Origin of the sequence: Caldovatus sediminis (genome assembly GCF_014644455.1) — a bacterium.
GTDB lineage: Bacteria > Pseudomonadota > Alphaproteobacteria > Acetobacterales > Acetobacteraceae > Caldovatus > Caldovatus sediminis.
Window position 1 is genome coordinate 1 of the sequence record NZ_BMKS01000020.1, and the last position, 22,884, is coordinate 22,884.

Annotated in this window: 20 protein-coding genes; 18 read left to right on the forward strand and 2 right to left on the reverse strand. The window is 73.6% G+C overall.

All coding sequences use genetic code 11. The annotated features are described in order from the left end of the window. Nucleotides 1-70: 70 nt before the first annotated feature. Nucleotides 71-1,021, reverse strand: a complete 951-nt coding sequence (gene pip, locus IEX99_RS20195) for a prolyl aminopeptidase (RefSeq protein ID WP_188903668.1) — start codon at nucleotides 1,019-1,021, stop codon at nucleotides 71-73. 160 nt (nucleotides 1,022-1,181) lie between these two features. Between pip and IEX99_RS20200 the strand changes: the two genes are divergently transcribed. The 8 genes from IEX99_RS20200 to rfaE1 all read left to right on the forward strand — a co-directional run bounded on the left by IEX99_RS20200 (nucleotide 1,182) and on the right by rfaE1 (nucleotide 9,171). After that, nucleotides 1,182-1,988 carry a hypothetical protein gene (locus IEX99_RS20200; protein WP_229678174.1) on the forward strand — a complete coding sequence of 269 codons (807 nt, stop codon included), beginning with the start codon at nucleotides 1,182-1,184 and terminating at the stop codon, nucleotides 1,986-1,988. Between the two features lie 107 nt (nucleotides 1,989-2,095). Beyond that, the gene (locus IEX99_RS20205) at nucleotides 2,096-3,082 is read left to right on the forward strand and encodes a metal ABC transporter solute-binding protein, Zn/Mn family (RefSeq protein WP_188903670.1); all 987 of its coding nucleotides are present in this window, start codon (nucleotides 2,096-2,098) and stop codon (nucleotides 3,080-3,082) included. Continuing rightward, on the forward strand, nucleotides 3,082-4,344 hold the full coding sequence (locus IEX99_RS20210) for a hypothetical protein (RefSeq protein WP_188903673.1): 1,263 nt from the start codon (nucleotides 3,082-3,084) through the stop codon (nucleotides 4,342-4,344). Before IEX99_RS20205 ends, IEX99_RS20210 begins: the two co-directional genes overlap by 1 nt. Before the next feature lie 72 nt (nucleotides 4,345-4,416). Further along, a complete protein-coding gene (gene nfi / locus IEX99_RS20215; RefSeq protein WP_229678175.1) occupies nucleotides 4,417-5,184 on the forward strand; it encodes a deoxyribonuclease V in 768 nt (255 codons plus the stop codon). 80 nt (nucleotides 5,185-5,264) lie between these two features. Continuing rightward, the gene (locus IEX99_RS20220) at nucleotides 5,265-5,627 is read left to right on the forward strand and encodes a DUF423 domain-containing protein (RefSeq protein WP_188903675.1); all 363 of its coding nucleotides are present in this window, start codon (nucleotides 5,265-5,267) and stop codon (nucleotides 5,625-5,627) included. 18 nt (nucleotides 5,628-5,645) lie between these two features. Then, nucleotides 5,646-6,584 carry an SAM-dependent methyltransferase gene (locus tag IEX99_RS20225; RefSeq protein WP_188903677.1) on the forward strand — a complete coding sequence of 313 codons (939 nt, stop codon included), beginning with the start codon at nucleotides 5,646-5,648 and terminating at the stop codon, nucleotides 6,582-6,584. A gap of 73 nt (nucleotides 6,585-6,657) precedes the next feature. Further along, nucleotides 6,658-7,584 (forward strand): NAD(P)-dependent oxidoreductase, encoded by a 927-nt coding sequence (locus tag IEX99_RS20230; protein ID WP_188903679.1) that lies wholly within the window; start codon nucleotides 6,658-6,660, stop codon nucleotides 7,582-7,584. 90 nt (nucleotides 7,585-7,674) lie between these two features. Continuing rightward, nucleotides 7,675-9,171 (forward strand): D-glycero-beta-D-manno-heptose-7-phosphate kinase, encoded by a 1,497-nt coding sequence (gene rfaE1, locus IEX99_RS20235; RefSeq protein ID WP_188903681.1) that lies wholly within the window; start codon nucleotides 7,675-7,677, stop codon nucleotides 9,169-9,171. A 19-nt stretch (nucleotides 9,172-9,190) separates the two neighbouring features. On the opposite strand, the gene IEX99_RS20240 is transcribed toward rfaE1, so the two are convergent. Continuing rightward, on the reverse strand, nucleotides 9,191-10,513 hold the full coding sequence (locus IEX99_RS20240; protein WP_188903683.1) for an NAD(P)/FAD-dependent oxidoreductase: 1,323 nt from the start codon (nucleotides 10,511-10,513) through the stop codon (nucleotides 9,191-9,193). A 207-nt stretch (nucleotides 10,514-10,720) separates the two neighbouring features. Here IEX99_RS20240 and IEX99_RS20245 point away from each other — a divergent pair, with 207 nt between their 5' ends. The 10 genes from IEX99_RS20245 (at nucleotide 10,721) to IEX99_RS20290 (ending at nucleotide 22,882) form a co-directional block, all read left to right on the forward strand. Next, nucleotides 10,721-12,319: a GMC family oxidoreductase gene (locus IEX99_RS20245; RefSeq protein ID WP_188903685.1), complete on the forward strand. Its 1,599-nt coding sequence runs from the start codon at nucleotides 10,721-10,723 to the stop codon at nucleotides 12,317-12,319. Then, on the forward strand, nucleotides 12,316-12,741 hold the full coding sequence (gene arfB, locus IEX99_RS20250; RefSeq protein ID WP_188903687.1) for an alternative ribosome rescue aminoacyl-tRNA hydrolase ArfB: 426 nt from the start codon (nucleotides 12,316-12,318) through the stop codon (nucleotides 12,739-12,741). The genes IEX99_RS20245 and arfB overlap by 4 nt, the downstream gene beginning before the upstream one ends. Before the next feature lie 68 nt (nucleotides 12,742-12,809). Then, on the forward strand, nucleotides 12,810-14,504 hold the full coding sequence (locus IEX99_RS20255; RefSeq protein ID WP_188903688.1) for a thiamine pyrophosphate-binding protein: 1,695 nt from the start codon (nucleotides 12,810-12,812) through the stop codon (nucleotides 14,502-14,504). Between the two features lie 59 nt (nucleotides 14,505-14,563). After that, nucleotides 14,564-16,252 (forward strand): thiamine pyrophosphate-requiring protein, encoded by a 1,689-nt coding sequence (locus IEX99_RS20260; protein ID WP_188903689.1) that lies wholly within the window; start codon nucleotides 14,564-14,566, stop codon nucleotides 16,250-16,252. A gap of 12 nt (nucleotides 16,253-16,264) precedes the next feature. Further along, on the forward strand, nucleotides 16,265-17,326 hold the full coding sequence (locus IEX99_RS20265; RefSeq protein ID WP_188903690.1) for an ABC transporter ATP-binding protein: 1,062 nt from the start codon (nucleotides 16,265-16,267) through the stop codon (nucleotides 17,324-17,326). A 29-nt stretch (nucleotides 17,327-17,355) separates the two neighbouring features. After that, nucleotides 17,356-18,687 carry an ABC transporter substrate-binding protein gene (locus tag IEX99_RS20270; protein WP_188903691.1) on the forward strand — a complete coding sequence of 444 codons (1,332 nt, stop codon included), beginning with the start codon at nucleotides 17,356-17,358 and terminating at the stop codon, nucleotides 18,685-18,687. 52 nt (nucleotides 18,688-18,739) lie between these two features. Continuing rightward, on the forward strand, nucleotides 18,740-19,696 hold the full coding sequence (locus tag IEX99_RS20275; RefSeq protein ID WP_188903692.1) for a carbohydrate ABC transporter permease: 957 nt from the start codon (nucleotides 18,740-18,742) through the stop codon (nucleotides 19,694-19,696). Beyond that, the gene (locus IEX99_RS20280; protein WP_188903693.1) at nucleotides 19,689-20,603 is read left to right on the forward strand and encodes a carbohydrate ABC transporter permease; all 915 of its coding nucleotides are present in this window, start codon (nucleotides 19,689-19,691) and stop codon (nucleotides 20,601-20,603) included. The genes IEX99_RS20275 and IEX99_RS20280 overlap by 8 nt, the downstream gene beginning before the upstream one ends. A gap of 7 nt (nucleotides 20,604-20,610) precedes the next feature. Next, complete coding sequence (locus IEX99_RS20285) at nucleotides 20,611-21,789, forward strand: mandelate racemase/muconate lactonizing enzyme family protein (protein WP_188903694.1); 1,179 nt, start codon at nucleotides 20,611-20,613, stop codon at nucleotides 21,787-21,789. Between the two features lie 55 nt (nucleotides 21,790-21,844). Continuing rightward, the gene (locus IEX99_RS20290; protein ID WP_188903696.1) at nucleotides 21,845-22,882 is read left to right on the forward strand and encodes an ABC transporter substrate-binding protein; all 1,038 of its coding nucleotides are present in this window, start codon (nucleotides 21,845-21,847) and stop codon (nucleotides 22,880-22,882) included. Nucleotides 22,883-22,884 lie beyond the last annotated feature (2 nt).

Consider the following 22,884-nt stretch of genomic DNA (forward strand, 5'->3'; position numbering starts at 1 on the left):
GCCTGCGGCTCGCCCGACCTCAGACACCACCGCCCCATGCGCAGACCGCAGACGCAAAGCCGACAGGCTGCTAGCTCCGCCGCCTGAACCGCTCGACGGCCGCGACCAGCGCCGTGCGCACCCCCGGCTCCAGCGCCGAATGCCCGGCGTCCGGCACGATGGTGAGGCGCGCCTTCGGCCAGGCGGCTGCGAGCTCGAAGGCGGTCTCCGGCGGACAGACCATGTCGTAGCGGCCCTGCACGATCTCGGCCTGGATGTGCGCGAGGCGGTCCATGCGGCCGAGCAGCCCCTCGGGCGGCAGGAACAGGTCGTGCGCGAAGTAGTGCGCCTCGATCCGCGCGAGGCCGAGCGCGGTGCGGTCCTGCGCGAAGCTCGCCACCGTCTCCGGGCTCGGCAGCAGGGTCGAGCAGGAGCCCTCGTACTGGCTCCAGGCACGTGCGGCGGGCAGGTGGACCGCGGGGTCGGGGTCGGTGAGGCGGCGCAGGTAGGAGGAGAGCAGGTCGTGCCGCTCGGCAGGCGGCACGTGCTCGGCGAAGGCCGCCCAGGCATCGGGGAAGACGCGCTTCAGGCCGTAGAGGAACCAGTCCACCTCGGCCCGTCGGCCGAGGAAGACGCCGCGCAGCACGCAGCCGGTCACCCGCTGCGGATGTTCCTGCGCGTAGGCGAGCGCCAGCGTCGAGCCCCAGGAGCCGCCGAACAGCAGCCAGCGCTCGATGCCGAGGAAGCGGCGCAGCGCCTCGATGTCGCGCACCAGGTGCGGGGTGGTGTTCTCGCGCAGCTCGCCGAGCGGGCGGGAGCGGCCGGCGCCGCGCTGGTCGAAGATCACGACGCGCCAGTGGGCGGGATCGAAGAAGCGCCGGTGCACCGCGCCGGCGCCGGCGCCCGGGCCGCCATGCAGGAACAGCACCGGCTGCCCGCGCGGGTTGCCGACCTGCTCCCAGTACATCACATGGCCGCCGGTCAGCGGCAGCAGCCCGGTCTCGTAGGGGGCGATGTCGGGGAAAAGGTCACCGCGGGGCATCTCGGGCCCCATGATTGGCGCGGCGGGAGGCGCGGGGCAATGGGGCGGGCGGCCTTGCGGCCCGGGGGATCGGGGGCTGCCGCCACCCTGTGCCGCGCCGCGCGTTGCGATGCGGCGCCCCCTTCGCTTCGTGCCCTGCGCATCCTAGCTTCGAGAGACCATGGCCGCGCCGCCGCCCTTCCAGCCGCCCCCGCACTCGCCCCGGACCGAGGCGGCGTCGGCGCGCCCGGACGGGGCGGGCGGCGTGGTGCGCTGCGGCGTGTGCGGGACGGAGAGCCGCCAGCCGCCGTTCCGCCCGCCGCCGCCGGAACAGGCGCCGGACCTCGACCTCCGGCCCGGGGAACCGGTGCGCGGCACCATGGCGCTGTGGCTGCAGCAATGCCCGCACTGCGGCTACGCCGCGCCCGACATCGGGCGCGCCCACCCCGGCGCGGCCGCGGCCGTCGCCGCCGCGCCATTCCGCGCGCTGCTGGCCGAGACGAGCCATCCGCTGCTGGCGCGGCGCTTCCTCGCCTGGGCGCACGTGCTCGAGGAGACCGGGGCGCTGCACGCCGCGGCCGAGGCGACGCTGCAGGCGGCGTGGGTGGCCGACGACCTGAACCGGCCCGACCTCGCCCGCGCCTGGCGGCGCGAGGCGGTGGCGCTGTGGCGCGCCGGCCCGCCGCTCAACCCGGAGCAGACGGTGCGCGTGGTGGACGCGCTGCGCCGGGCGCAGGCGTGGGACGATGCGCTCGCGACGGCGGAGGCGCTCGCGCGGTCGCGCCCGCCGGAGCCGGTGGCGCAGGTGATCGGGCTGGAACGCCGGCTGGTGGAGGCGCGCGATTCCGGGCGGCACACGGTGGCGAGCGCCCTGCCGCCGCCGTCGCGGCGGCCGCATGTCGCGCACCAGCAGCGGCCGCCGGCCGGCGGCGGCCTCGGGGCAGGCCGGCTGTTCGAGCGGCTGCTGCGGCTGTTCCGACGCGGGTGACGGCGCGGGCTGGGGTGAGCTCAGAGGGCGCGGCTGCACCTCTTGTTGCCGGGCGCATTCGACCGTGATACGTTATATTATAACATTACTTTACGAGGTCGCGCCCCATGCCGAGCCGCCGCCTGCTCCTCGCCGCCCTCCCCTGGACCGTGCTGGCCGCGCGCGGCGGCGGCGCAGCCTCCGCCCAGCACGCGCCCGCGGAGGGCGCGGCGCTGCGCGTCGTCGCCTCCTTCTCGATCCTCGGCGACATGGTCCGCGAGATCGGCGGGTCGCGCGTGGACCTGCAGGTGATCGTCGGGCCGGATCACGACGCGCACGGCTTCCAACCGCGCCCCTCCGACGTCGCGGCGCTCCGCGGTGAACCCCCGGTGGTGCGCAACGGCCTCGGCTTCGAGCCCTGGCTCGACCGCCTGAGGCGCGCCGCCGGCCATCGCGGGCCCGTGGTCACAGCGACCGCTGGCATTACGCCGCGCGTGATGGACGCCGCGACGGGCCATCACCACCACGGCGGCTCCGACGTCGAGCGCCGCCGCCAGCACGCCGTTCCGCCGGGTCGCGTGCCCGATCCGCACGCATGGCAGGACCTGCGCCTCGGCCAAATTTATGCGCGCAACATCGCCGCCGGCCTGGCGGCCGCCGATCCGGCCGGCGCGGAGCACTACCGGCGCAACGCCGAGGCCTACGTCGCGCGACTCGCCGCGCTCGACGCCTGGGTGCGGGCGCAGATCGCGACCGTGCCGGAGGCACGGCGCAAGGTCGTCACCGACCACGAGGCCTTCGGCTATTTCGGCGCGGCCTATGGCGTGCGCTTCCTCGCCCTGCGGGGCGTCTCCGCCGCGGCCGAGCCTTCCGCGGCGGAGGTCGCGCGGCTGATCCGCCAGATCCGCGCCGAGGGCATCACCGCGGTGTTCCTCGAGAACATGGGCAACCCCGCGACGCTCGAGCGCCTCGCGCGCGAGGCCGGGGCGCGCATCGTCGGCCGGCTCTACGCCGACGCGCTGAGTCCGCCGGACGGGCCGGCACCGACCTACGAGGCGATGTTCCGCCACAACGTGGCGCTACTGGTCTCGGCGATGCGCGGGGGCGCGTCGTGATGCGCGGACGGTGGCGGCGGACGGTCGCGCCCGCCTCCGTCGGCGCCGCGGCGCTGGCGCTGTCCGTCGCCGTGGCGGCGGCGCCATGGCGCGCGGCGCGGCCGCAGGAGATCCCCGCCCCTGCGGCGGCGGCGCCCGCGACCGACGGCGATGCGTCCCTTTATCCGCAGGTCTCCGGCGAGGCAGCGCTCGGCCTCTACGCCGTCGGCACCTATCGTGCGACCGAGCGCGCGCGGCGTGGCGGGGACCTCTTCCTGTTCGGCGAGATCGCCGCCGGGCTGCACCTCTCGCCGCACCTCTCGATCCAGAGTGTCGTCAAGGTCGAGCCGATCGGTGAGCGCAGCCCGAACGCCGCGCTGCGCGGCTTTTATGCCCAGGCGGCCTTTCTCCAGGAACTGCGGCTCGACTGGCGGGCGACCGACGCGCTCCAGCTCTATGCCGGGAAGTTCTCGGCGCCCTTCGGACGCGGCTTCCACGATTTCCCCGGCATCCTGCCGCCGATCCGCGCGGACGAGGGCTACGAGGTCGCCGAGGCGCTGGGCTTCGGCGCCACCTGGACCGTCCTCGCCGATCCGCGCTTCGGCGAGCACGACCTCTCGGCCGCGGTCTTCACGCTCGACACGACCTTCCTCTCCAGCACGGCCTTCACCCGCCGGCGGTGCTGCGAGGGGGAGTACGAGCGCTTCGCGCGCAACACGCGCGCTCAGGGCGGGCCGGGCAACACGGGCCGCCTGGACAACGTCGCCGTCGCGCTCGACGGCGACCGCATCCCCTGGCTGCCGGACTTCGCCTACCACCTCGCCATGGTCTCGCGCGCCCCGGGACGCGACGGCACGGCACGCGAATGGGGCTACGCGGTGGGCCTGCGCTACGAGCTCCGATGGGGCCGCGACTCGCGCACGCGGCTCTTCGCCGAGCACGTCGAGTTCCGCAACGCCGGCGGACGCCCGCGGGTGGAGATCGGGATCGAGGACGACATGATCGAGGTGCCGCTGGCCGAGCGGCGGCGCTTCACGACCCTCGGCGTGCAGCACCATGAGGGGTCCTGGCGCGCCGCGGCGGTCTGGCAGCGCGACCAGCGCAAGCGGTCCCTGGAGGCGCTGCCGGCCGGGCAGTGGGTCGAGGTGTCGCTCGGCCGCGACCTCGGCGGCGGGTTCGGATTCGACCTGGGCTGGCAGCATGCGCGCATCGCGCAGGAGGACGGCCGGCGCGGCGAGGCGCAGGCGGTGCTCGCCGTGCTGCGCTGGCGCGGTGGGTTCTAAGGGCGCCCGGCGCGGGACCCTGCCTCGTCCTCGGGCGTTGCCGCAGGTGCGGCGAGGGGGAGAATGCCGGCGATGCACCGGTCGGCACGGCAGGACGAGCACATGGCGGAGGACAGGGCGGCCGATCTCGGCCTCGCCGCCCTGCACGGGGCGCCGGCGGACTGGCTTCACCCGCCGGACCTCGACGCCGCGCGCGCGGCGCAGCGCGCCATGGCCGAGCGGGTGATCGCGCAGGACGCGCACGGCCCCGTCGCGCGCCTCGGCGGCGCCGACACCAGCGCCGAACGCTTCGACCCGGCGCAGCGCGTGCATGCGGCGCTGGTGACGCTGGATGCCGGGACCCTGCGGCCGCTCGCCGAGTCCGGCGCGACGCGGGTCGCCGCCTTCCCCTACATCCCGGGCTTCCTCGGCTTCCGCGAGGTGCCCGCGCTGCTCGCCGCCTGGGCGCGGCTCGACCCGAAGCCCGACCTGGTGATGGTGGACGGGCACGGCATCGCGCATCCGCGCGGGCTCGGCATCGCGAGCCATCTCGGCGTGCTGCTCGACCTGCCGACCATCGGCGTGGCGAAGTCGGTCCTCGTCGGCGAGCCGGCGGGCATGCTCGGCGCCGAGCCGGGCGCGCGGGTGCCACTGGTCTGGCACGGGCGCGCCATCGCCATGGCGTTGCGGACACGGGCGCGGGCGAATCCCCTCTATGTGTCGGTCGGCCACCGCGTCGGGCTGGAGAGCGCGGTGGAATGGGTGCTGCGCACCGCCGGGCGCGGCTACCGGCTGCCCGAGCCGACGCGGCTCGCCCACCTGGCGGCGAACCGCCAGCGCCTCGGCGCCGCGGCGCGCTGACGCGGGCGCGCGCCGCGCCCGCCCGGGGCGATGCGTCCCGCCCTGGCGCGGCACCGGCGGGCCGCGCTATCCAGCCGCCCATGCACCGGCTCTGGCTCGCCTTCGGCGCCCTGTTCGGCCTCGCCGCCGTCGCCCTCTCGGCCTGGGCGGCGCACGGGCTGCCGCAGCGGATCGGCGCGGCGCGGATGGCCGCGGTGCAGAACGCGCTGACCATGCAGGGCTGGCACGCGCTGGCGCTGCTCGCGACGGGGCTGCTCGCCGAGGGGCGCGGCGGGCTGGCGGATGCCGCCGGCGCCGCCTTCGTGCTCGGCGTGCTGGTGTTCTGCGGCGCGGTCTATGCGGGCGCCTTCGGGGTCGCGGGGGTCGGGCGGTTCGCGCCCTACGGCGGCGCGACGCTGATGCTCGGCTGGGCGCTGCTGCTGCTCGCCGCGATCCGGCGCTGAGCGGGGGCGGCGGCGCGGGTGGAGGGGCGGCCGCCGCCCGAAGGCGTCGCCAGCGCCTGGCTCGCCGCCGAGGGCTACGAGGCCGAGCTGGCGGAGGAACTGGCGCGCGCCGGGCGGCGCGTCGCCGCCTGGCACGGCCGGCTCGCCCTCTCGCCCGACCCGCCGGGCCTCGCCGCCTGGGCGCTCGATGTCTGGACCGCGCCGCGTCTGGTCCCGGCGCCCTCGATCAAGGCCGCGGCGGCGGCGCTGCGCGCGATCCAGCGCAACTGGTCGCTCTACGCCGCCGCGCACCACCGCCGCGCGGCGCTGATCGCGGCCGCGCTGCCGCCGGTGAAGGCGCGCCCGCTGGTGTTCCCGGAGCCGGCGCCGACCGCCCCGCTCGGCGCCTGGACGCTGCTCGCGCCGGACCTGGTGCTCGCCTCGCCGAGCAAGACCAGCCCGTTCGTGAACGGGGAGGTGCGCTTCGTCGAGGACCGCACGGGCCCGCCCTCGCGCGCCTACCTCAAGCTGTGGGAGGCGCTGACTCGGCTCGGGCGCCGGCCGCTGCCGGGCGAGACCTGCCTCGACCTCGGCGCGGCGCCGGGCGGGTGGAGCTGGGCGCTGGCGAAGCTCGGCGCGCGGGTGGTGGCGGTGGACAAGGCGCCGCTCGACCCGGCGGTGGCGGCGCTGCCGGGGGTGACGGTGCGGACGGAGAGCGCCTTCGCGCTCGATCCGCGGCGCGAGCCGCCGGTGGACTGGCTGTTCAGCGACGTGGTCTGCTACCCGGCGCGGCTGCTCGGCCTGGTGCGGCGCTGGATCGCCGCGGGCAAGGCGCGGCACCTGGTCTGCACGGTGAAGTTCCAGGGCCCGACGGACCACGCGGTGGCGGCGGAATTCGCGGCGATCCCCGGCGCGGTGCTGTTCCACGGCGCGCACAACCGCCACGAGCTGACCTTCGCGCGCCTCGCCCCGGGCTGACGAGGCTGGACGCGCCGGCGGCGGGCCGCGATACCATGCCTCCCTCCCCAACCAGCCCCAGGATGCGAGCCCGATGCGCGCCGTCTTCGTGGATGCCACCCCCTCGCTCGGCGACGTGATGGAGCGGCTACGCCGGCCCGACGACATCCCCGTCGCGATCCACCGCGATCCCGACATCCGGCCGGAGGCCCTGCCCGCCCTGCTCGCCGGCGCCGCGATCGCGATCGACGACCACACGCAGTTCCCGACGGAGATCGTGCGGCGGATGCCGGACCTCAGGCACATCGTCTTCCTCGGCACCGGCGCGCGCAGCTACATGAACCCGGAGGAGCTCGCCGCCCTCGGCGTGCAGGTGCACACCATCAAGGGCTACGGCGACACGGCGGTGGCCGAGATGGCCTTCGCGCTGATGTGGGCCGCGGCGCGCGGCCTCGGCGACATGCACCGGGAGATCGTCGCCGGCGGCTGGCCGCGGCCGGAGGGGCGCCAGCTCACCGGCAAGACGGTCGGGCTGATCGGCCTCGGCGGCATCGGGACGGAGATGGCGCGGCTCTGCGCCGGGATCGGCATGCGCGTGCTGGCCTGGAACCGCACGCCGCGGGAGGCGCCGCCGGGCGTGACCGTGACCGACCTCGATTCGCTGCTCGCCGGGAGCGACGTCGTCTCGCTGCACCTGCTGCTGAACGACGAGACGCGCGGCTTCCTCTCGCGCGAGCGGCTCGGCAGGATGCGGCCCGGGGCGATCCTGGTGAACACGGCGCGCGGCGCCATCGTGGACGAGGCGGCGATGGTCGAGGCGCTGGCCGCCGGGCGGCTCGGCGCCGCCGGCCTCGACGTGTACGCCGAGGAGCCGCTGCCGGCCGGGCACCCGCTGACACGCCTGCCGAACGTGGTGCTTGCAAGCCACGCCGCCTTCCGCACGCCGGAGGCGACGGACAACCTGATCGGCGCCGCGCTCGACCACTGCCGGCGCATCGCGCGGGAGGCGCGCGGCGGCTGAGCGGACGCCGTCCCGCGGGCGTTCCGGCGCCCGCCCGGGCAGGGCCGGCCGCCTTGCGCGACACGCATCGGTTGCGCTAGGCCGGGCGCGATGAAAGGCCCCGCGCCGGCCGACGACCGGCCGCTCCCCGAGATCCCCACCGCCGAGCTGGCGGAGGCGGCGCGCCAGTTGCGACGCGCCTCCGTCCTCGTGGTCGGCGACGCGATGCTCGACCGCTACGTCTACGGCACGGTCGGCCGCGTCTCGCCCGAGGCGCCGGTGCCGGTGCTGGCGGTGGAGCGCGAGGTGGCGATGCCCGGCGGCGCCGGGAACGTGGTGCGCAACCTCACGGCGCTCGGCGGGGCGGTCGCCTTCGTCTCGGTGGTCGGCGACGACCAGGCGGGGGCGGACCTCACCGGCCTGATCGGCGGCCAGCCGGGGGTCGAGCCCTGGCTGCTGGTGCAGGGCGGGCGGGCGACGACGACCAAGACGCGCTTCATCGCCAACGGCCAGCACCTGCTGCGCGCCGATCACGAGATCGTCAGCCCGGTGCATCCGCGCCTCGCGGACCGGCTGGTGCGCATCGCCTCGGACGCGGTGGCGGCGACGGCGGTGATGGTGCTCTCCGACTACGGCAAGGGGGTGCTGGCGGGGGAGACGCCGCAGCGCCTGATCGCCGCGGCGCGCGCCGCCGGGCGCAGGGTCGTGGTGGACCCGAAGGGGCGCGACTACGCGCGCTACGCCGGGGCCGACCTGATCACGCCCAACCGCGCCGAGCTGCGCGAGGCCACCGGCATGCCCGTGGACAGCGAGCCGGCCATCGTCGCCGCGGCCCGGGCGCTGCGCGCGGCGCACGGCTTCGGCGCCGTCCTCGTCACGCGGAGCGAGGACGGCATGACGCTGCTCGACGAGACGGGCGCAGTGCGCCACTTCCCGGCCGAGGCGGCGGAGATGCACGACGTCTCCGGCGCCGGCGACACGGTGGTGGCGGTGGTCTCGGCGGGGCTCGCGGCGGGGCTCGCGCTGCCGGTCGCGGCGCGGCTCGCGAACATCGCCGCGGGCATCGTGGTCGGCAAGGTCGGCACGGCGGTGGCGCGGGAGGAGGAGATCCTCGAGGCGCTCTCGGCCGAGCGCGGCGCGCTGCGCAAGGTGGTCTCGCGTGCCGCCGCGGAGGAGCAGGTGGAGCGCTGGCGCCGGCGCGGCTGGCGCATCGGCTTCACCAACGGCTGCTTCGACCTGCTGCATCCGGGCCACGTCCACCTGCTGGAGCAGGCGCGGAGCTGGTGCGACCGGCTGGTGGTGGGGCTGAATTCCGACGCCAGCGTCAAGCGGCTGAAGGGCCCGGCGCGGCCGATCCAGGGCGAGGCGGCACGCGCGGCGGTGCTCGCCTCGCTGGCCAGCGTGGACCTGGTGACGGTGTTCGACGAGGACACGCCGGAGGAGCTGATCCGCCTGCTGCGCCCGGACGTGCTGGTGAAGGGCGCCGACTACACGCTCGATCAGGTGGTGGGCGGGGACCTGGTGCAGGAATACGGCGGGCAGGTGAGGCTGGCCGAGCTGCTGCCCGGGCAGAGCACGACCGCGACCGTGGCGAAGATCCGGGGCTGAGCGGCGCCGCCCGCGCCGCTCAGGCGACGCGCCGGTCGAGCCAGTCGCGGAAGCGGTACCAGGAGCCGACCATCGGCAGGAACCAGGGGTGGCCCGTGTAGAGCGGCCTGGTCGGGAAGTCCTGCCCGTCGAAGGCCGTGACGCGGTTGCCGCCGCCCAGGATCTTCCGCCCGACCTGGGCGCCGAGATAGGAGAGGATGGCGACGCCCGAGCCGTTGCAGGCCATCGCGTAGTGCAGCCCCTTCGGCGTGACCCCCATGTGCGGCAGGTGGTCGAAGGCGAAGGCGACGTTGCCGGTCCAGGCATGGGTGATGCGCACGCCCTTCAGCTGCGGCCAGCGCTGCAGCATCATCGCGTGCAGCGCCGGGACGGAGACCTCCGGCCCCACCTGGGTGAAGCGCGCGCGGCCGCCGAACAGGACCCGCGTGCCGTCGGGCGACATCCGGTAGTAGCAGAGCACGCGCCGGGTGTCGGAGATCGTGCGGCCCTTCGGGATCAGGCCGCGCGCGATCTCCGGATCCAGCGGCTCGGTGGCGATGATGTGCGAGGCGAGCGGGATCAGCCGGCGGCGGAGGTCGGGGGTGAGGCCGCCGGTGTAGCCGTTGGTGGCGATCACCACCTCGCGCGCCGCGACGGGGCCGCGCGTGGTCTCGACGGACCAGCCCCCGGCGGTGCGGGCCAGGCGCCCGGCGCGGGTGCGGCCGAGCAGGATCGCGCCGTGCCGCCGCGCCGCCCCCATCAGGCCGCGGTGGTAGAGGGCCGGATGGAGCTTGCCGCTGCGCCCGACCGTCATGCCGCCGAAGTAGTAGTCGGAGGCGATCTCCTCGCGCTGGCGCGCGCGCGGGACCATGACGGCCTCGGCCTCGGCGTGCGCGTTGAACAGCTCGCTCCTGCGCGCCATGGCGTCGTAGTGGCGCGGCGTCCAGGCGCCGACGAAGCGGCCGGAACGCTCGTAGTGGCAGGCGATGTTCTCGCGCGCGACAACCGCCTCGACATGGGCGAGGCTCGCCGCCGCGTCGGCCATCATGGCGCGGAGCACGGCCTGCGCGGCGGCGTCCTGCGTGCCGGCGCCGGACATGCCCTTGCCGAGGTTGGTCCCGGCGGAGACCGCGCCGCCGTTGCGGGTGGAGGCGCCGAAGCCGAACTCCTCTGCCTCCAGCACCACCGCCCGCGCGCCGCCGCGGCCGAGCTCGATCGCGCAGTTGAGGCCGGTGAGGCCGCCGCCGACGATCACGACATCGGCCCTTGCCGGCAGCTCGGCGGGCGGGTCGTCGCCGATCTCCACCGCCTCCCACCAGTAGGGCCGGGCCTTGAAGTCGGGGTGGAAGATCGAGCGGTCCATGCAGGTCGGGTCCCCTCGGCGGGCAAAGGGGCGGAGCGCCGCCACGGGCCATCGGGACGAGGAGGAGGGCGGGGCCGGCCCGGAGCATTGAGCATCGCCGGGCGCCCCCCGGCAACCCGGTTCCGCCGGCTTGAGCCGGAACCGGCCCGCGGCTACGGACCGGGAAGCGGCAGGCCGGAGGCGCGGCCGGGCCCCGGGGGAAGCGGGATGGACGCGGACTACATCGTGGTGGGCGCCGGCTCGGCGGGCTGCGTCGTCGCCAGCCGGCTCAGCGAGACCGGGGCGCGGGTGGTGCTGCTCGAGGCGGGGCCGCGCGACAGGCTGCCCTGGATCCACATTCCCGCCGGGATGCTGAAGCTGCTCGAGCATCCGCGCGTGAACTGGAACTACCTGACGGAGCCGGAGCCGGGCACGGAGGGGCGGGCGATCCGCTGGCCGCGTGGGCGGGTCCTCGGCGGCTCCAGCTCGATCAACGGCATGCTCTACGTGCGCGGCAACCGGGCCGACTTCGACGGCTGGGCGCAGATGGGCTGCCGCGGCTGGAGCTACGACGACGTGCTGCCCTACTTCCGGAAGTCGGAGGACTACGCGCCGGGCGATCCCGCGTATCGCGGCAGGGGCGGCGTGCTGCGCGTCGAGGACTACCGCACCATCCTGCCGCTGACCCACCGCTTCGTCGAGGCGGCGCAGCAGGCCGGCCACGCCTTCCGCAGGGACCTCAACGGCGCGGAGCAGGAGGGCGTCGGCTATTCGCAGATGACGCGCAACGGGCGGTTCCGCGGCTCCACGGCGCGCACCTTCCTCGCCGCGGCGCGCGGGCGGCCGAACCTGCGCGTGGAGACGGAGGCGCTGGCGACGCGGCTGCTGTTCGAGGGGCGGCGCTGCGTCGGCGTGCGGTTCCGCCAGCGCGGCGCCGACCGCGAGCTGCGCGCGGCGCGCGAGGTGATCCTCTCGGGCGGGGCGGTGAACTCGCCGCACCTGCTGCAGGTCTCGGGCATCGGCCCGGCGGAGCACCTGCGGTCGATCGGGGTGGAGGTGGTGCTGGACGCGCCCGGGGTCGGCGCCAACCTGCAGGACCACTACGTGGCGCGCGTGCAGCACCGGGTGCGGGACGCGGTCTCCACCAACCAGCTCGCGCGTGGCCTGCGCCTGGCGCGGGAGGCGGTGCGGTTCGCGCTGTTCGGCAATGGCGCGCTGACCTTCGGCGTCACCACGGCGCAGGTCTTCCTGCGCTCGCGCGAGGGGCTGGCCAGCCCCGACCTGCAATTGCTGTTCACGCCGGCGAGCTACGAGGCCGGGAAGTTCGGGGTGCTGGAGCGCGAGCCGGGCATGACCGTCGCGGTCTGCCCGGTGCGGCCGGACAGCCGCGGCACGGTGATGGCGCGCAGCGCCGATCCCTTCGAGCGGCCGGCGATCCGGCCGAACTACCTCGCGGTGCCCTCCGACCGGATGGTGCTGGCGGCCGGCATCCGGGAGGCGCGGCGCATCCTCGCCGCGCCGGCGATCGCCCGCCACAGCGCCGGGGAGATCCTCCCCGGCCGGGAGGTCGAATCGGACGAGGCGCTGCACGCCTACATGCGCCAGAACGGCACGACGATCTACCACCCGGTCGGCACCTGCCGCATGGGCGAGGACCCGGCGAGCGTCGTCGATTCGCGCCTGCGCCTGCGCGGGATCGGCGGGCTGCGGGTGATCGACGCCTCGGTGATGCCGACCCTGACGACGGGCAACACCAACGCGCCGACCATCATGATCGCGGAGAAGGGCGCGGCGATGATCCGCGAGGACGCGGCGCAGGGGGCATGATCCGCGTCACCGATGCGATCGCCCTCGACGAGCGGGAGGTGGAGGAGAGCTTCCTGCGCGCCTCCGGCCCCGGCGGGCAGAACGTGAACAGGCTGGAGACGGCGGTGCAGCTCCGCTTCGACGCGGCGCGCTCGCCCTCGCTGCCGGAGGCGGTGCGCGCGCGGCTGATGCGGCTCGCCGGGCGGCGGCTGACGCGCGCGGGGGTGCTGGTCATCACCGCGCGGCGCCACCGCACGCAGGAGCGCAACCGCGCCGAGGCGCTGGAGCGCCTGGTCGCGCTGATCCGCGAGGCGGCCGAGCCGCCGCCCCCGCCGCGCCGGCCGACCAGGCCGAGCCGCGCCGCGCGGCGGCGGCGGCTGGAGGGCAAGGCCCGGCGCGCCGGGATCAAGCGCCTGCGCTCCGGCCGCCCGGCCGAGGAATAGCGCGCCGGCCCCCTTCCCGCGCCGCCGCTTCGTGGCACACTCGCGCCGATGCGCGGGAGGGCAGGCACGTGAGCAGCAGCGATTACACCGTCGCCGACCTGGTGGCCGAGTTCCTGCACGCCTGCGGCGTGACCACGGCCTTCGGCATCGTCTCGGTGCACAACGTGCCGATGCTGGACGCGATCGGGCGGCGCAACGCGATCCGCTTCGTCGCGCCGCGCGGCGAGATGGGCGGCGGGCACATGGCCGACGCCTATGCGCGCGTCTCGGGCGGGCTCGGCGTGCTCATCACCTCGACCGGGCCGGGGGCGGCGAACGCGGTGCCGGCGCTGGTCGAGGCGCGCTTCGCCGGCTCGCCGGTGCTGCACATCACCGGCCAGACGCCGACCCGCTTCCTCGACCGCGACATGGGCTCGGTCCACGACGTGCCGGGGCAGACGGCGATGCTCGCGAGCGTCTGCAAGGCCGCCTATCGCGTGCGCGCGGCGGGCGAGGCCTTCGGCATCCTCACGCGCGCCGCCGCCGAGGCGCTGACGGCGCCCGCCGGGCCGGTGAGCGTCGAGATCCCGATCGACCTCCAGCGCGCAGCGGTCGAGCGGCCGGCGGGGCTGGACCACCTCGTCCTGCCGATCCCCGGGCCGCTGGTGCCGGACGAGAAGGCGCTGGACGAGGCGGCGGAAATCTTCGCGAAGGCGAAGCGGCCAATGGTCTGGCTCGGCAACGGCGCCAAGCACGCCCGCGCGCAGGCGATGGCGCTGCTGGAGCTGGGCTTCGGCGCGGTGAACTCGTGGAACGGCCGCGGCATCGTGCCCGAGGATCACCCGATGACCTTCGGCGGGATGAACGGCAACGGCTCGCCGCGCATCCAGGAGTTCTACCAGACGGTGGACGCGATGCTCGTCGCCGGCTCGCGCCTGCGCGCGCACGAGACGGCGGAGCTGTCCGTGAAGCTGCCGAAGACGATCGTCCAGGCCGACATCGACCCGCGCGCCAACGGCCGGACCTATCGGAGCACGCTGTTCGTGCACGGCGACGCGGCGCTGGTGATGGAGGGCCTCGCGAAGCGGCTGAAGGGGCGCATCGCCGTGGACCCCGGCTTCGCGGCAGACTTCCAGGAGACCAAGCGCCGCGCCGTCGCGGAGTATTGCGAGGGCCTCGGCCCCTATGCCGACTTCCCCGCGCAGATCCGCAAGGCGATGCCGCGCGACGCGGTGTGGGTGCGCGACGTGACGATGAGCCACACCACCTGGGGCAACCGGATCTTCCCGGTGCTCGGCCCGCACGACTCGGTCCATCCGGTGGGCGCGGCGATCGGCCCCGGCCTGCCGCTCGGCATCGGCGCGGCGCTCGCCGCGGGGACGCAGGGGCGCAAGACCGTGGTCATGACCGGCGACGGCGGCTTCGCGGTGAACCTGGCCGAGCTCTGGACCGCGGCGCAGGAGCGGGCGGAGCTGGTCATCATCGTCATGAACGACCGCGGCTACGGGATCATCAAGGTGATCCAGAACGCGGTCGCCGAGGGGCGCCATTTCGCCGCCGACCCGGAGCTGCCGAAGCTCGAGCCGCTGGCCGCGCTGGTCGGCATGCCCTTCTTCCGCGTCTCCGAGGCGGGCGCCTTCGGCGCGACCGTGGCGAAGGCCCTCGCCGTCCCCGGCCCCGCCCTGGTGGAGGTGGACATGCAGGCGATCGGGGCGATCCCGCCCTACCCGCCCTACAGCACCATGGGCATCTACGCGCGCGACCGGGCCAGGGCGGGCGACTGACCGAACGGCGGTTCGTGTTGCCAGGCCCGCAGCGGGCCGGCTAGGGTTCGTGCCAAGGAATGGAACGGACGGATGGGCGGCGGGCCGCGCCGTCCCCCTGGGAGGGGCCGGGTATGAAGCTTGGCACGGCGATCGCCGAGATCCTGAAGCGCGAGGGCGTGGAATGGATCGCCGGCTACCCGGTCAACCACATGCTGGAGCACGCGGCGGCGGCCGACATCCGGCCGATCATCGTGCGCCAGGAGCGGATCGGCCTGCACATGGCCGACGCGCAGTCGCGCATGACCTCCGGCCGCAAGCCCGGCGTGTTCGTGATGCAGCACGGCCCGGGCGCCGAGAACGCGATGGGCGGCGTGGCGCAGTGCTTCTCGGAAAGCGTGCCGGTGCTGGTGCTGCCGATGGGCTATCCGCGCCGCCTCGCCCATGTCGAGCCGAACTTCAACTCCGTCGCCTCGATGCGGAGCTTCACCAAGTCGGCCGAGCCGATCACGCTGGCGGCCGAGGTGCCGAACATCCTGCGCCGCGCCTTCGCGCGCATGCGCAACGGCCGCGGCGGGCCGTGCCTGGTCGAGATCCCGAACGACATGTGGAACGAGGAGGTGCCGGAGCCGCTCGACTACCGGCCGGTGCCGCTCGCCCGCTACGCGCCCGACCCGCAGGACGTGGCGCGCGCCGCGGCGATGCTCGCCGCGGCGAGGCGGCCGGTGATCTACGCCGGCACCGGCGTGCACTGGGCGCGCGCCTGGCCGCAGCTCCGCGCCCTGGCCGAGCTGCTGGCGGCGCCGGTGACGACGAGCCTCGGCGGCAAGTCGAGCTTCCCGGAGGACCATCCGCTCGCGCTCGGCTCGGGCGGGCTCGCGGTGCAGGCGACGGTGCCGCACTTCCTGAAGAACGCCGACCTGATCCTCGGCGTCGGCTGCAGCTTCAGCACGACGAATTTCGGCATCGCCATGCCGAAGGGGAAGCCGATCATCCAGGCGACGCTCGATCCCAACCATCTCGGCAAGGACATCCCGATCGAGCTCGGCCTGGTGGGCGACGCGGCGCTGACGCTCGACATGCTGCTCGCCGAGCTGAAGGACCGGATCAGGGAGAGGCGCGACCCGTCGAAGGTCGCGGCGGAGATCCAGGCCGTGCGCGAGCCGTGGCTCGCGCAGTGGCGGGAGAAGCGCGACAGCGACGCGGCGCCGCTCAATCCCTACCGCGTGCTGCGCGACCTGTGGAACACGGTGGACGTGGACAACACGATCATCACCCACGACGCCGGCTCGCCGCGCGACCAGCTCTCGCCCTTCTGGGTCAGCCGCACCCCGCTCTCCTACCTCGGCTGGGGCAAGACGACGCAGCTCGGCTACGGGCTCGGCCTCGCCATGGGGGCGAAGCTCGCGGCGCCGGAGAAGCTCTGCATCAACGTCTGGGGCGACGCGGCGATCGGCTTCACGGGGATGGACTTCGAGACGGCGGTGCGCGAGCGCATCCCGATCATGTCGGTCCTGCTCAACAACTTCTCCATGGCGATCGAGCTCAAGGTGATGCCGATCAGCACCGAGAAGTACCGCTCGACCGACATCTCCGGCGACTACGCGGCGATGGCGCGGGCCTTCGGCGGCCACGGCGAGCGCATCGAGCGGCCGGAGGACATCGTGCCGGCGATCCGGCGCGGCATCCGCAAGACCCAGGAGGGCGTGCCGGTACTCCTCGAGTTCATCACCTCGAAGGAGACGGAGGTCGCCCGGCCCGTCTGGTGAGGAGCGAAGGCGGTGGCGAGCGTCTCGGTCCGCAACGTCCGCAAGAGCTTCGGCTCGACGGAGGTCCTGCACGGCGTCAGCGTCGAGATCGCTGACGGCGAGTTCGTCGTCCTCGTCGGCCCCTCGGGCTGCGGCAAGTCCACGCTGCTGCGCATGATCGCGGGGCTCGAGAACATCACCTCCGGCGAGATCGCGATCGGCGGGCGGGTCGTGAACAACGTCCCGCCCAAGGACCGCGACATCGCGATGGTGTTCCAGAACTACGCGCTCTACCCGCACATGACGGTGCGGGACAACATGGGCTTCTCGCTGTCGCTGGCGAAGGCACCCAGGGAGGTGATCGAGGCCGAGGTCGGCCGCGCGGCGCGGATCCTCGGACTCGAGGGGCTGCTGCACCGCTACCCGCGCCAGCTCTCCGGCGGCCAGCGGCAGCGCGTGGCGATGGGGCGCGCGATCGTGCGCAACCCGCAGGTGTTCCTGTTCGACGAGCCGCTCTCCAACCTCGACGCCAAGCTGCGGGTGCAGATGCGCGCCGAGATCCGCGAGCTGCAGCTCAGGCTCAACACGACCACGGTCTACGTCACGCACGATCAGATCGAGGCCATGACCATGGCCGACAAGATCGTGGTGATGAACAGCGGCAACGTCGAGCAGATCGGCCCGCCGCTCGAGCTCTACGACCGGCCGGCGAACCTGTTCGTCGCGGGCTTCATCGGCTCGCCGGCGATGAACATGATCGAGGGGCGGATCGAGGGCGGCGCCTTCCGCTCCCCCGACGGCACCGCCTGGCCGCTGCCGCCGGCGAACGGCCCGGGCGCGGCGCCGGCGGGGCCGCTGATCTACGGTGTGCGGCCGGAGCACTTCCGCCTCGCGCCCGGCGAGGGCATCCCCGCCACCGTACAGGTGGTGGAGCCGACCGGATCGGAGACCCAGGTGCTGCTGCGGGTCGGCGGCGCCTCGGTGGTCGGCGCCTTCCGCGAGCGGATCGGGACGAAGCCCGGCGAGGTGCTGCCGGTGCTGCCGGACCCGGCGCTCGTCCACCTGTTCGACCGGGAGACCGGCCGGAGACTCTGACCCGATACCCGCTAGGGAGGAACGCAAGAATGACCAACCGGTACACGCGCCGCACCGCGATCGGCCTCGGCGCCGGCGCTCTCGCCGCGGCGGCGCTCTCGCGCGAGGGCCTCGCCCAGGCGATCCCGCGCCAGGACGTCCAGGCGCCGCGGCTGCCGATCGAGAGCGGGGCGCAGCTCCGCGTCATCCGTCCGGCGCGCTTCGTCGAGCCGGACGAGGTGATCTTCCGCGAGAACGCGCAGAAATTCAGCCAGCAGTTCAACGTTCCGGTGCGGGTCGACTTCGTCGGCTGGGAGGACATCCGCCCGCAGACCGCGGTCACCGCCAACACCGGCACCGGCCCGGACGTGGTGCTCGGCTGGGCGGACGATCCGCACATCTACGCCGACAAGCTGATCGAGCTGTCGGACGTGGCGGAGTACCTGGGCCGGCGCTACGGCGGCTGGATGTTCCTGGCCGAGAAGTACGGCAAGCGCCACGCCACGAACAACTGGATCGGCATCCCCTTCGGCGGCACGACCGGGCCGATCGTCTATCGCATCTCCGCGGTGCGGGAGGCCGGCTTCCAGTCCATTCCGGACGACCTCGGCGAATTCCTGCGGCTCTGCCAGGCGCTCAAGCGCCTCAACAAGCCGGCGGGCTTCGCGCTCGGCAACGCGGTGGGCGACGGCAATGGCTTCGCCAACTGGATGACCTGGGCGCACGGCGCCTACTTGGTGGACGAGGAGGGCAAGATCGCGATCAACAGCCGCCAGACGCTGGACGCGCTGAACTACGTCAAGGAGCTGTATCAGACCTTCGTGCCTGGCACGCTCTCCTGGCTCGACCCGTCGAACAACCGGGCCTACGCGGCGCAGGAGTGCTGGCTGACGGCGAACGGCATCTCGCTCTACTACGCCCTCAAGAACGACCCGAACACGCGGGCGATCGCCGAGGACACCGACCACGCGCCGCTGCCGAAGGGCCGGGTGGACCAGCCGCCGCAGTCGGCGACGATCCTCAATGCCATGGTGTTCCGCCACACGCGCTTCCCGAACGCCGCCAAGGCGTTCATCCAGTTCATGATGGAGTCCGAGCAGTACGATCCCTGGCTGACCGGCTGCCTCGGCTATTGGTCGCACTCGCTCAGGAACTACAGCCGGAGCGCCGTGTGGGATTCCGATCCGAAGCTCGGCCCCTACCGGAACGGCATGAACCACCCGTTCTGGAGCGGCTACAAGGGACCGATCACTGCGGCGTCCGGCACCGTGAACTCCGAGTACATCATGGTGCAGATGTACGCCTCCGTCGCCTCCGGCCAGGCCACGCCCGAGCAGGCGGTGCGCGAGGCCGAGCGCCGCGCCCGCCGGATCTACCGCTGAGCGAGCAGGACGGGGCGCGCCCGGCGCGCCCCGCCCCCGCAGGGAGGACGCGATGTCCGTCACCGCCGCGCCGAGCTGGTCGCGCGCCCGCCAGGAACCGGGCTGGCTGGCGCGGGTCTTCGACTCGAAGCCCTTCCTGATCGTCGCCTGCCTGTTTCCGGCGGTCGGGCTGCTGATGGTGTTCCTCACCTACCCGCTCGGCCTCGGCATCTGGCTCGCCTTCACCGACACCAGGATCGGCCGGAGCGGGCAGTGGGTCGGGCTCGAGAACTTCGAGTACCTGATGGGGGACCCGACCTTCTGGACGGCGGTGTTCTACAGCGTGTTCTACACGGCGGTGGCGACGGTGGGAAAATTCGCCCTCGGCCTCTGGCTGGCGCTGCTGCTCAACAACCATCTGCCGTTCAAGAGCCTGATCCGGGCGATCATCCTGCTGCCCTGGATCGTGCCGACGGTGCTCTCCGCGATCGCGTTCTGGTGGATCTACGACCCCCAGTTCTCGATCATCTCCTACGTCTTCGTGGACGTGCTCGGGCTGCGGGACCGCTACTTCGACTTCCTCGGCTCGGCCTGGCCGGCGCGGTTCTCGCTGATCGCGGCGAACATCTGGCGCGGCATCCCCTTCGTCGCGATCTGCCTGCTGGCGGGTCTGCAGACCATCTCGCCCTCGCTCTACGAGGCGGCGCTGCTCGACGGCGCGACGCCCTGGCAGCGCTTCACGCGCATCACCGTGCCGCTGCTGATGCCGATCCTCGCGATCGTGATGACCTTCTCGATCATCTTCACCTTCACCGACTTCCAGCTCGTCTACGCGATCACCCGCGGGGGGCCGGTGAACTCGACGCACCTCATGGCCACCCTCGCCTTCCAGCGCGGCATCGCCGGGCAGGAGCTGGCCGAGGGTGCGGCGATCGCGGTGGCGATGATCCCGTTCCTCGTCTTCGCGACGCTGTTCAGCTACTTCGCGCTGGCGCGGCGGAAGTGGCAGCAGGGAGAGAGCAATGACTGACGCCCTCGCCGCCGCCTCGGGCGCCGACACCGCGCGCGCGCCCACCGTCGACAAGCCGGAGATGCTGAGCTGGGACAGCCGCGCGCGGCGCGTGGTGGTGCTCTACCTGCCGCTCGCCGTCTTCGTCTTCGTCCTGCTCTTCCCCTTCTACTGGATGGCCATAACGGCGTTCAAGCCGAACGCCGAGCTTTACGACTACAAGACCTACAACCCGTTCTGGATCCACTCGCCGACGCTCGACCACATCCGCAAGCTGCTGTTCGAGACGGCCTATCCGCGCTGGCTGCTGACGACGATGACGGTGGCGGTCTGCGCCACCGTCCTCTCGCTGTTCGCCAGCGTGCTCGCCGCCTACGCGGTGCAGCGGCTGCGCTTCCGCGGCAGCGCCTATGTGGGGCTCGCGATCTACCTCGCCTACCTCGTGCCGCCCTCGATCCTGTTCATCCCGCTGGCGACGATGGTCTACCGGCTCGGCCTGTTCGACAGCCCGCTGGCGCTGATCCTCACCTACCCGACCTTCCTCATCCCCTTCTGCACCTGGCTGCTGATCGGCTACTTCAAGTCCATCCCCTACGAGCTCGAGGAGTGCGCGCTGATCGACGGCGCGACGCGGCTGCAGATCCTGCGGCGGATCACGCTGCCGCTCGCCGTCCCCGGGCTGATCTCGGCCGGCATCTTCTCCTTCACCCTGTCCTGGAACGAGTTCATCTACGCCCTCGCCTTCATCCAGAGCAGCGAGAACAAGACCGTGCCGGTCTCCATCCTGACCGAGCTGGTCTCGGGCGACGTGTACCAGTGGGGGGCGCTGATGGCGGGCTCGCTGCTGGGGTCGCTGCCGGTGGCGATCTTCTATTCCTTCTTTGTGGACTACTACGTCTCCTCCCTGACCGGGGCCGTGAAGGAGTGACGCGGGCATGAGGATCGAGCGTCTCGAGATCCTGCGCTGCGACGCCGGCTGGCGCACCTTCTCCTTCCTGAAGACGGCGACTGCCGACGGCATCGTCGGCTGGTCGGAGTTCAACGAGAGCTTCGGCAGCCCCGGCCTCGCGCGCGTGATCGAGGAACTGGCGCCGGCCGTCGTCGGCATGGACCCGCGCGCCTCGGAGCTGATCGTCGCCAAGCTGCACGTGCTGACGCGCCAGTCGCGCGGCGGCGTCATCCAGCAGGCGATCGCGGCGATCGAGAACGCGGTGCTCGACGTCCGCGCCAAGGCGGCCGGGGTGCCGGTCTGCGCCCTGTTCGGCGGGCCGCTGCGCACGCGCATCCCGGTCTACTGGTCGCATTTCGGCACCTATCGCGTCGGCGGGCGGCGCGGGGCCGAGCTGCCGCGCATCCGCACGCTCGACGAACTCGCGAAACACGCGGCGGAGGTGAAGGCGCTCGGCTTCCGGGCGCTCAAGACCAACATCCTGCGCATCGGGCCGGACGGCGCGCTCGGCCAGTTCGCGCCCGGCTTCGGGCGCCACGCCGGCTGGCCGGAGCTCAACTGGGACAACGCGCTGCTCGCCGAGATGCGCGCCCAGCTCGCCGCGATCCGCGAGGCGGTGGGGCCGGAGATGGGCATCCATCTCGACCTCAACTTCCACTTCAGGACCGAGGGCTTCATCCGCATGGCCGAGGCCGTGGCGCCCTTCGGCCTGACCTGGCTCGAGATCGACACCCACGACCCCGGCGCGCTGGCAGACATCCGCCGCCGCGCCCCCTGCCCCGTCGCCTCCTGCGAGACGCTGCACGGCCGCCGCGACTTCCGCCCCTACTTCGAGGCGCAGGCGATGGACGTGCCGATCGTGGACGTGGTCTGGAACGGCCTCGGGGAGAGCGTGAAGATCGCGGCGATGGCCGACGCCTACGAGCTGAACTGCGCGCCGCACAACTTCTACGGCCACCTCTCCTCCGCCATCTCGGCGCATTTCTGCGCCGCGATCCCCAACTTCCGCGTCATGGAGATCGACATCGACAGCGTCGCCTGGCGCGACGAGCTGGTCCTCGCGCCGCCGGTGATCGAGGACGGGGCGTTCGTGCTGCCCACCGCCCCGGGCTGGGGCGTCGAGCCCAACGAGGCGGCGATCCGCGCCCGCCCGCCGCAGGGTTGACCCCCCGCCTTCGCGGTGCCTAGGCTCTGCCGGGACGTCTCCGGGGGGCTGTGCCATGGGACGCTTTCGCCGTAGCCTCGCCGCGACCGCGATGGCGGCCGGGCTCCTCGCCGGCGCCGCCGCGACGACCGCGCGGTCGCAGGAACTCAACGTCGCGCTCTTCGGCGGCAGCTTCGCCGAGAACGTCCGCACCTGCGTCGCCGAGCCCTTCCAGCGCGCGACCGGCGCGCGGGTGAACTTCGTGCTCGGCAACTCCGTGCAGAACGCGGCGCGGTTGCGCGCGACGCGAGGGCGGCCGGACGTGGATATCGCCTACATGGACCTCCAGGTCGCGGTGCAGGCGAAGAACGAAGGCCTGCTCGACCAGGTGGATGCCGCGCGCCTGACCAATCTCCCCGACATCTATCCCTCCGCCGTGGATCCGGACCGCCGGTGGATCGGGTTCATGTATTCCTCGACCGCCATCGCCTACAATCCGCGCGAACTGCGCAACCCGCCGCAGGCCTGGGCGGACCTCTGGAGCCCGTCGCTGCGCGGCAAGCTCGCGATCGGCGACATCACCGCCACCTCGGGCCAGCACTTCCTGATCGCGGCGGCGCGCATCAACGGCGGCTCGGTCGAGAATGTCGAGCCGGGCTTCCGCGCCATCCGTGACCTGCGGCCGCACGTCGTCACGCTCTACACCCAGGCCGACCAGGTCGTGCAGCTGATCGAGCGCGGCGACATCGCCGCCGCGGTCTGGTTCTCCGACCGCGTCGGCGCGGCGGCGCGCAGCGGCGTGCCGGTCGCCGTGGTGTTCCCGCGCGAGGGCGCGGTCGGCATCCTGCCCACCTTCTCCATTCCGATCGGCGCGCGCAGCAAGGCGCTGGCCGAGCAGTACATGGACCGCGCCCTCGGCGCCGAGGCGCAACGCTGCTTCGCGGAGCGGCAATTCGCCGGCCCGACGAACCGGCGCGTGGAGCTCCCCGACGAGTTGGCGCGCCTCGTGCCCTACCGCGAATCGGTGGAGCGCATGTATTTCCCGCCGCCCGAGATCGTCGCGCGCAGCCTGCCGGCCTGGACCGAGCGCTGGAACCGCGAGATCGCGCGCTGATC

Coding starts and splice junctions, on each gene's coding strand:
- nfi (WP_229678175.1), top strand. CDS start 4,417: ATGCACCGGTCGGCACGGCAGGACGAGCACATGGCGGAGGACAGGGCG.
- IEX99_RS20210 (WP_188903673.1), top strand. CDS start 3,082: ATGCGCGGACGGTGGCGGCGGACGGTCGCGCCCGCCTCCGTCGGCGCC.
- IEX99_RS20270 (WP_188903691.1), top strand. CDS start 17,356: ATGACCAACCGGTACACGCGCCGCACCGCGATCGGCCTCGGCGCCGGC.
- IEX99_RS20200 (WP_229678174.1), top strand. CDS start 1,182: ATGGCCGCGCCGCCGCCCTTCCAGCCGCCCCCGCACTCGCCCCGGACC.
- IEX99_RS20245 (WP_188903685.1), top strand. CDS start 10,721: ATGGACGCGGACTACATCGTGGTGGGCGCCGGCTCGGCGGGCTGCGTC.
- IEX99_RS20280 (WP_188903693.1), top strand. CDS start 19,689: ATGACTGACGCCCTCGCCGCCGCCTCGGGCGCCGACACCGCGCGCGCG.
- arfB (WP_188903687.1), top strand. CDS start 12,316: ATGATCCGCGTCACCGATGCGATCGCCCTCGACGAGCGGGAGGTGGAG.
- IEX99_RS20240 (WP_188903683.1), bottom strand. CDS start 10,513: ATGGACCGCTCGATCTTCCACCCCGACTTCAAGGCCCGGCCCTACTGG.
- IEX99_RS20285 (WP_188903694.1), top strand. CDS start 20,611: ATGAGGATCGAGCGTCTCGAGATCCTGCGCTGCGACGCCGGCTGGCGC.
- rfaE1 (WP_188903681.1), top strand. CDS start 7,675: ATGAAAGGCCCCGCGCCGGCCGACGACCGGCCGCTCCCCGAGATCCCC.
- IEX99_RS20205 (WP_188903670.1), top strand. CDS start 2,096: ATGCCGAGCCGCCGCCTGCTCCTCGCCGCCCTCCCCTGGACCGTGCTG.
- IEX99_RS20260 (WP_188903689.1), top strand. CDS start 14,564: ATGGAACGGACGGATGGGCGGCGGGCCGCGCCGTCCCCCTGGGAGGGG.
- IEX99_RS20220 (WP_188903675.1), top strand. CDS start 5,265: ATGCACCGGCTCTGGCTCGCCTTCGGCGCCCTGTTCGGCCTCGCCGCC.
- IEX99_RS20290 (WP_188903696.1), top strand. CDS start 21,845: ATGGGACGCTTTCGCCGTAGCCTCGCCGCGACCGCGATGGCGGCCGGG.
- pip (WP_188903668.1), bottom strand. CDS start 1,021: ATGCCCCGCGGTGACCTTTTCCCCGACATCGCCCCCTACGAGACCGGG.
- IEX99_RS20230 (WP_188903679.1), top strand. CDS start 6,658: ATGCGCGCCGTCTTCGTGGATGCCACCCCCTCGCTCGGCGACGTGATG.
- IEX99_RS20275 (WP_188903692.1), top strand. CDS start 18,740: ATGTCCGTCACCGCCGCGCCGAGCTGGTCGCGCGCCCGCCAGGAACCG.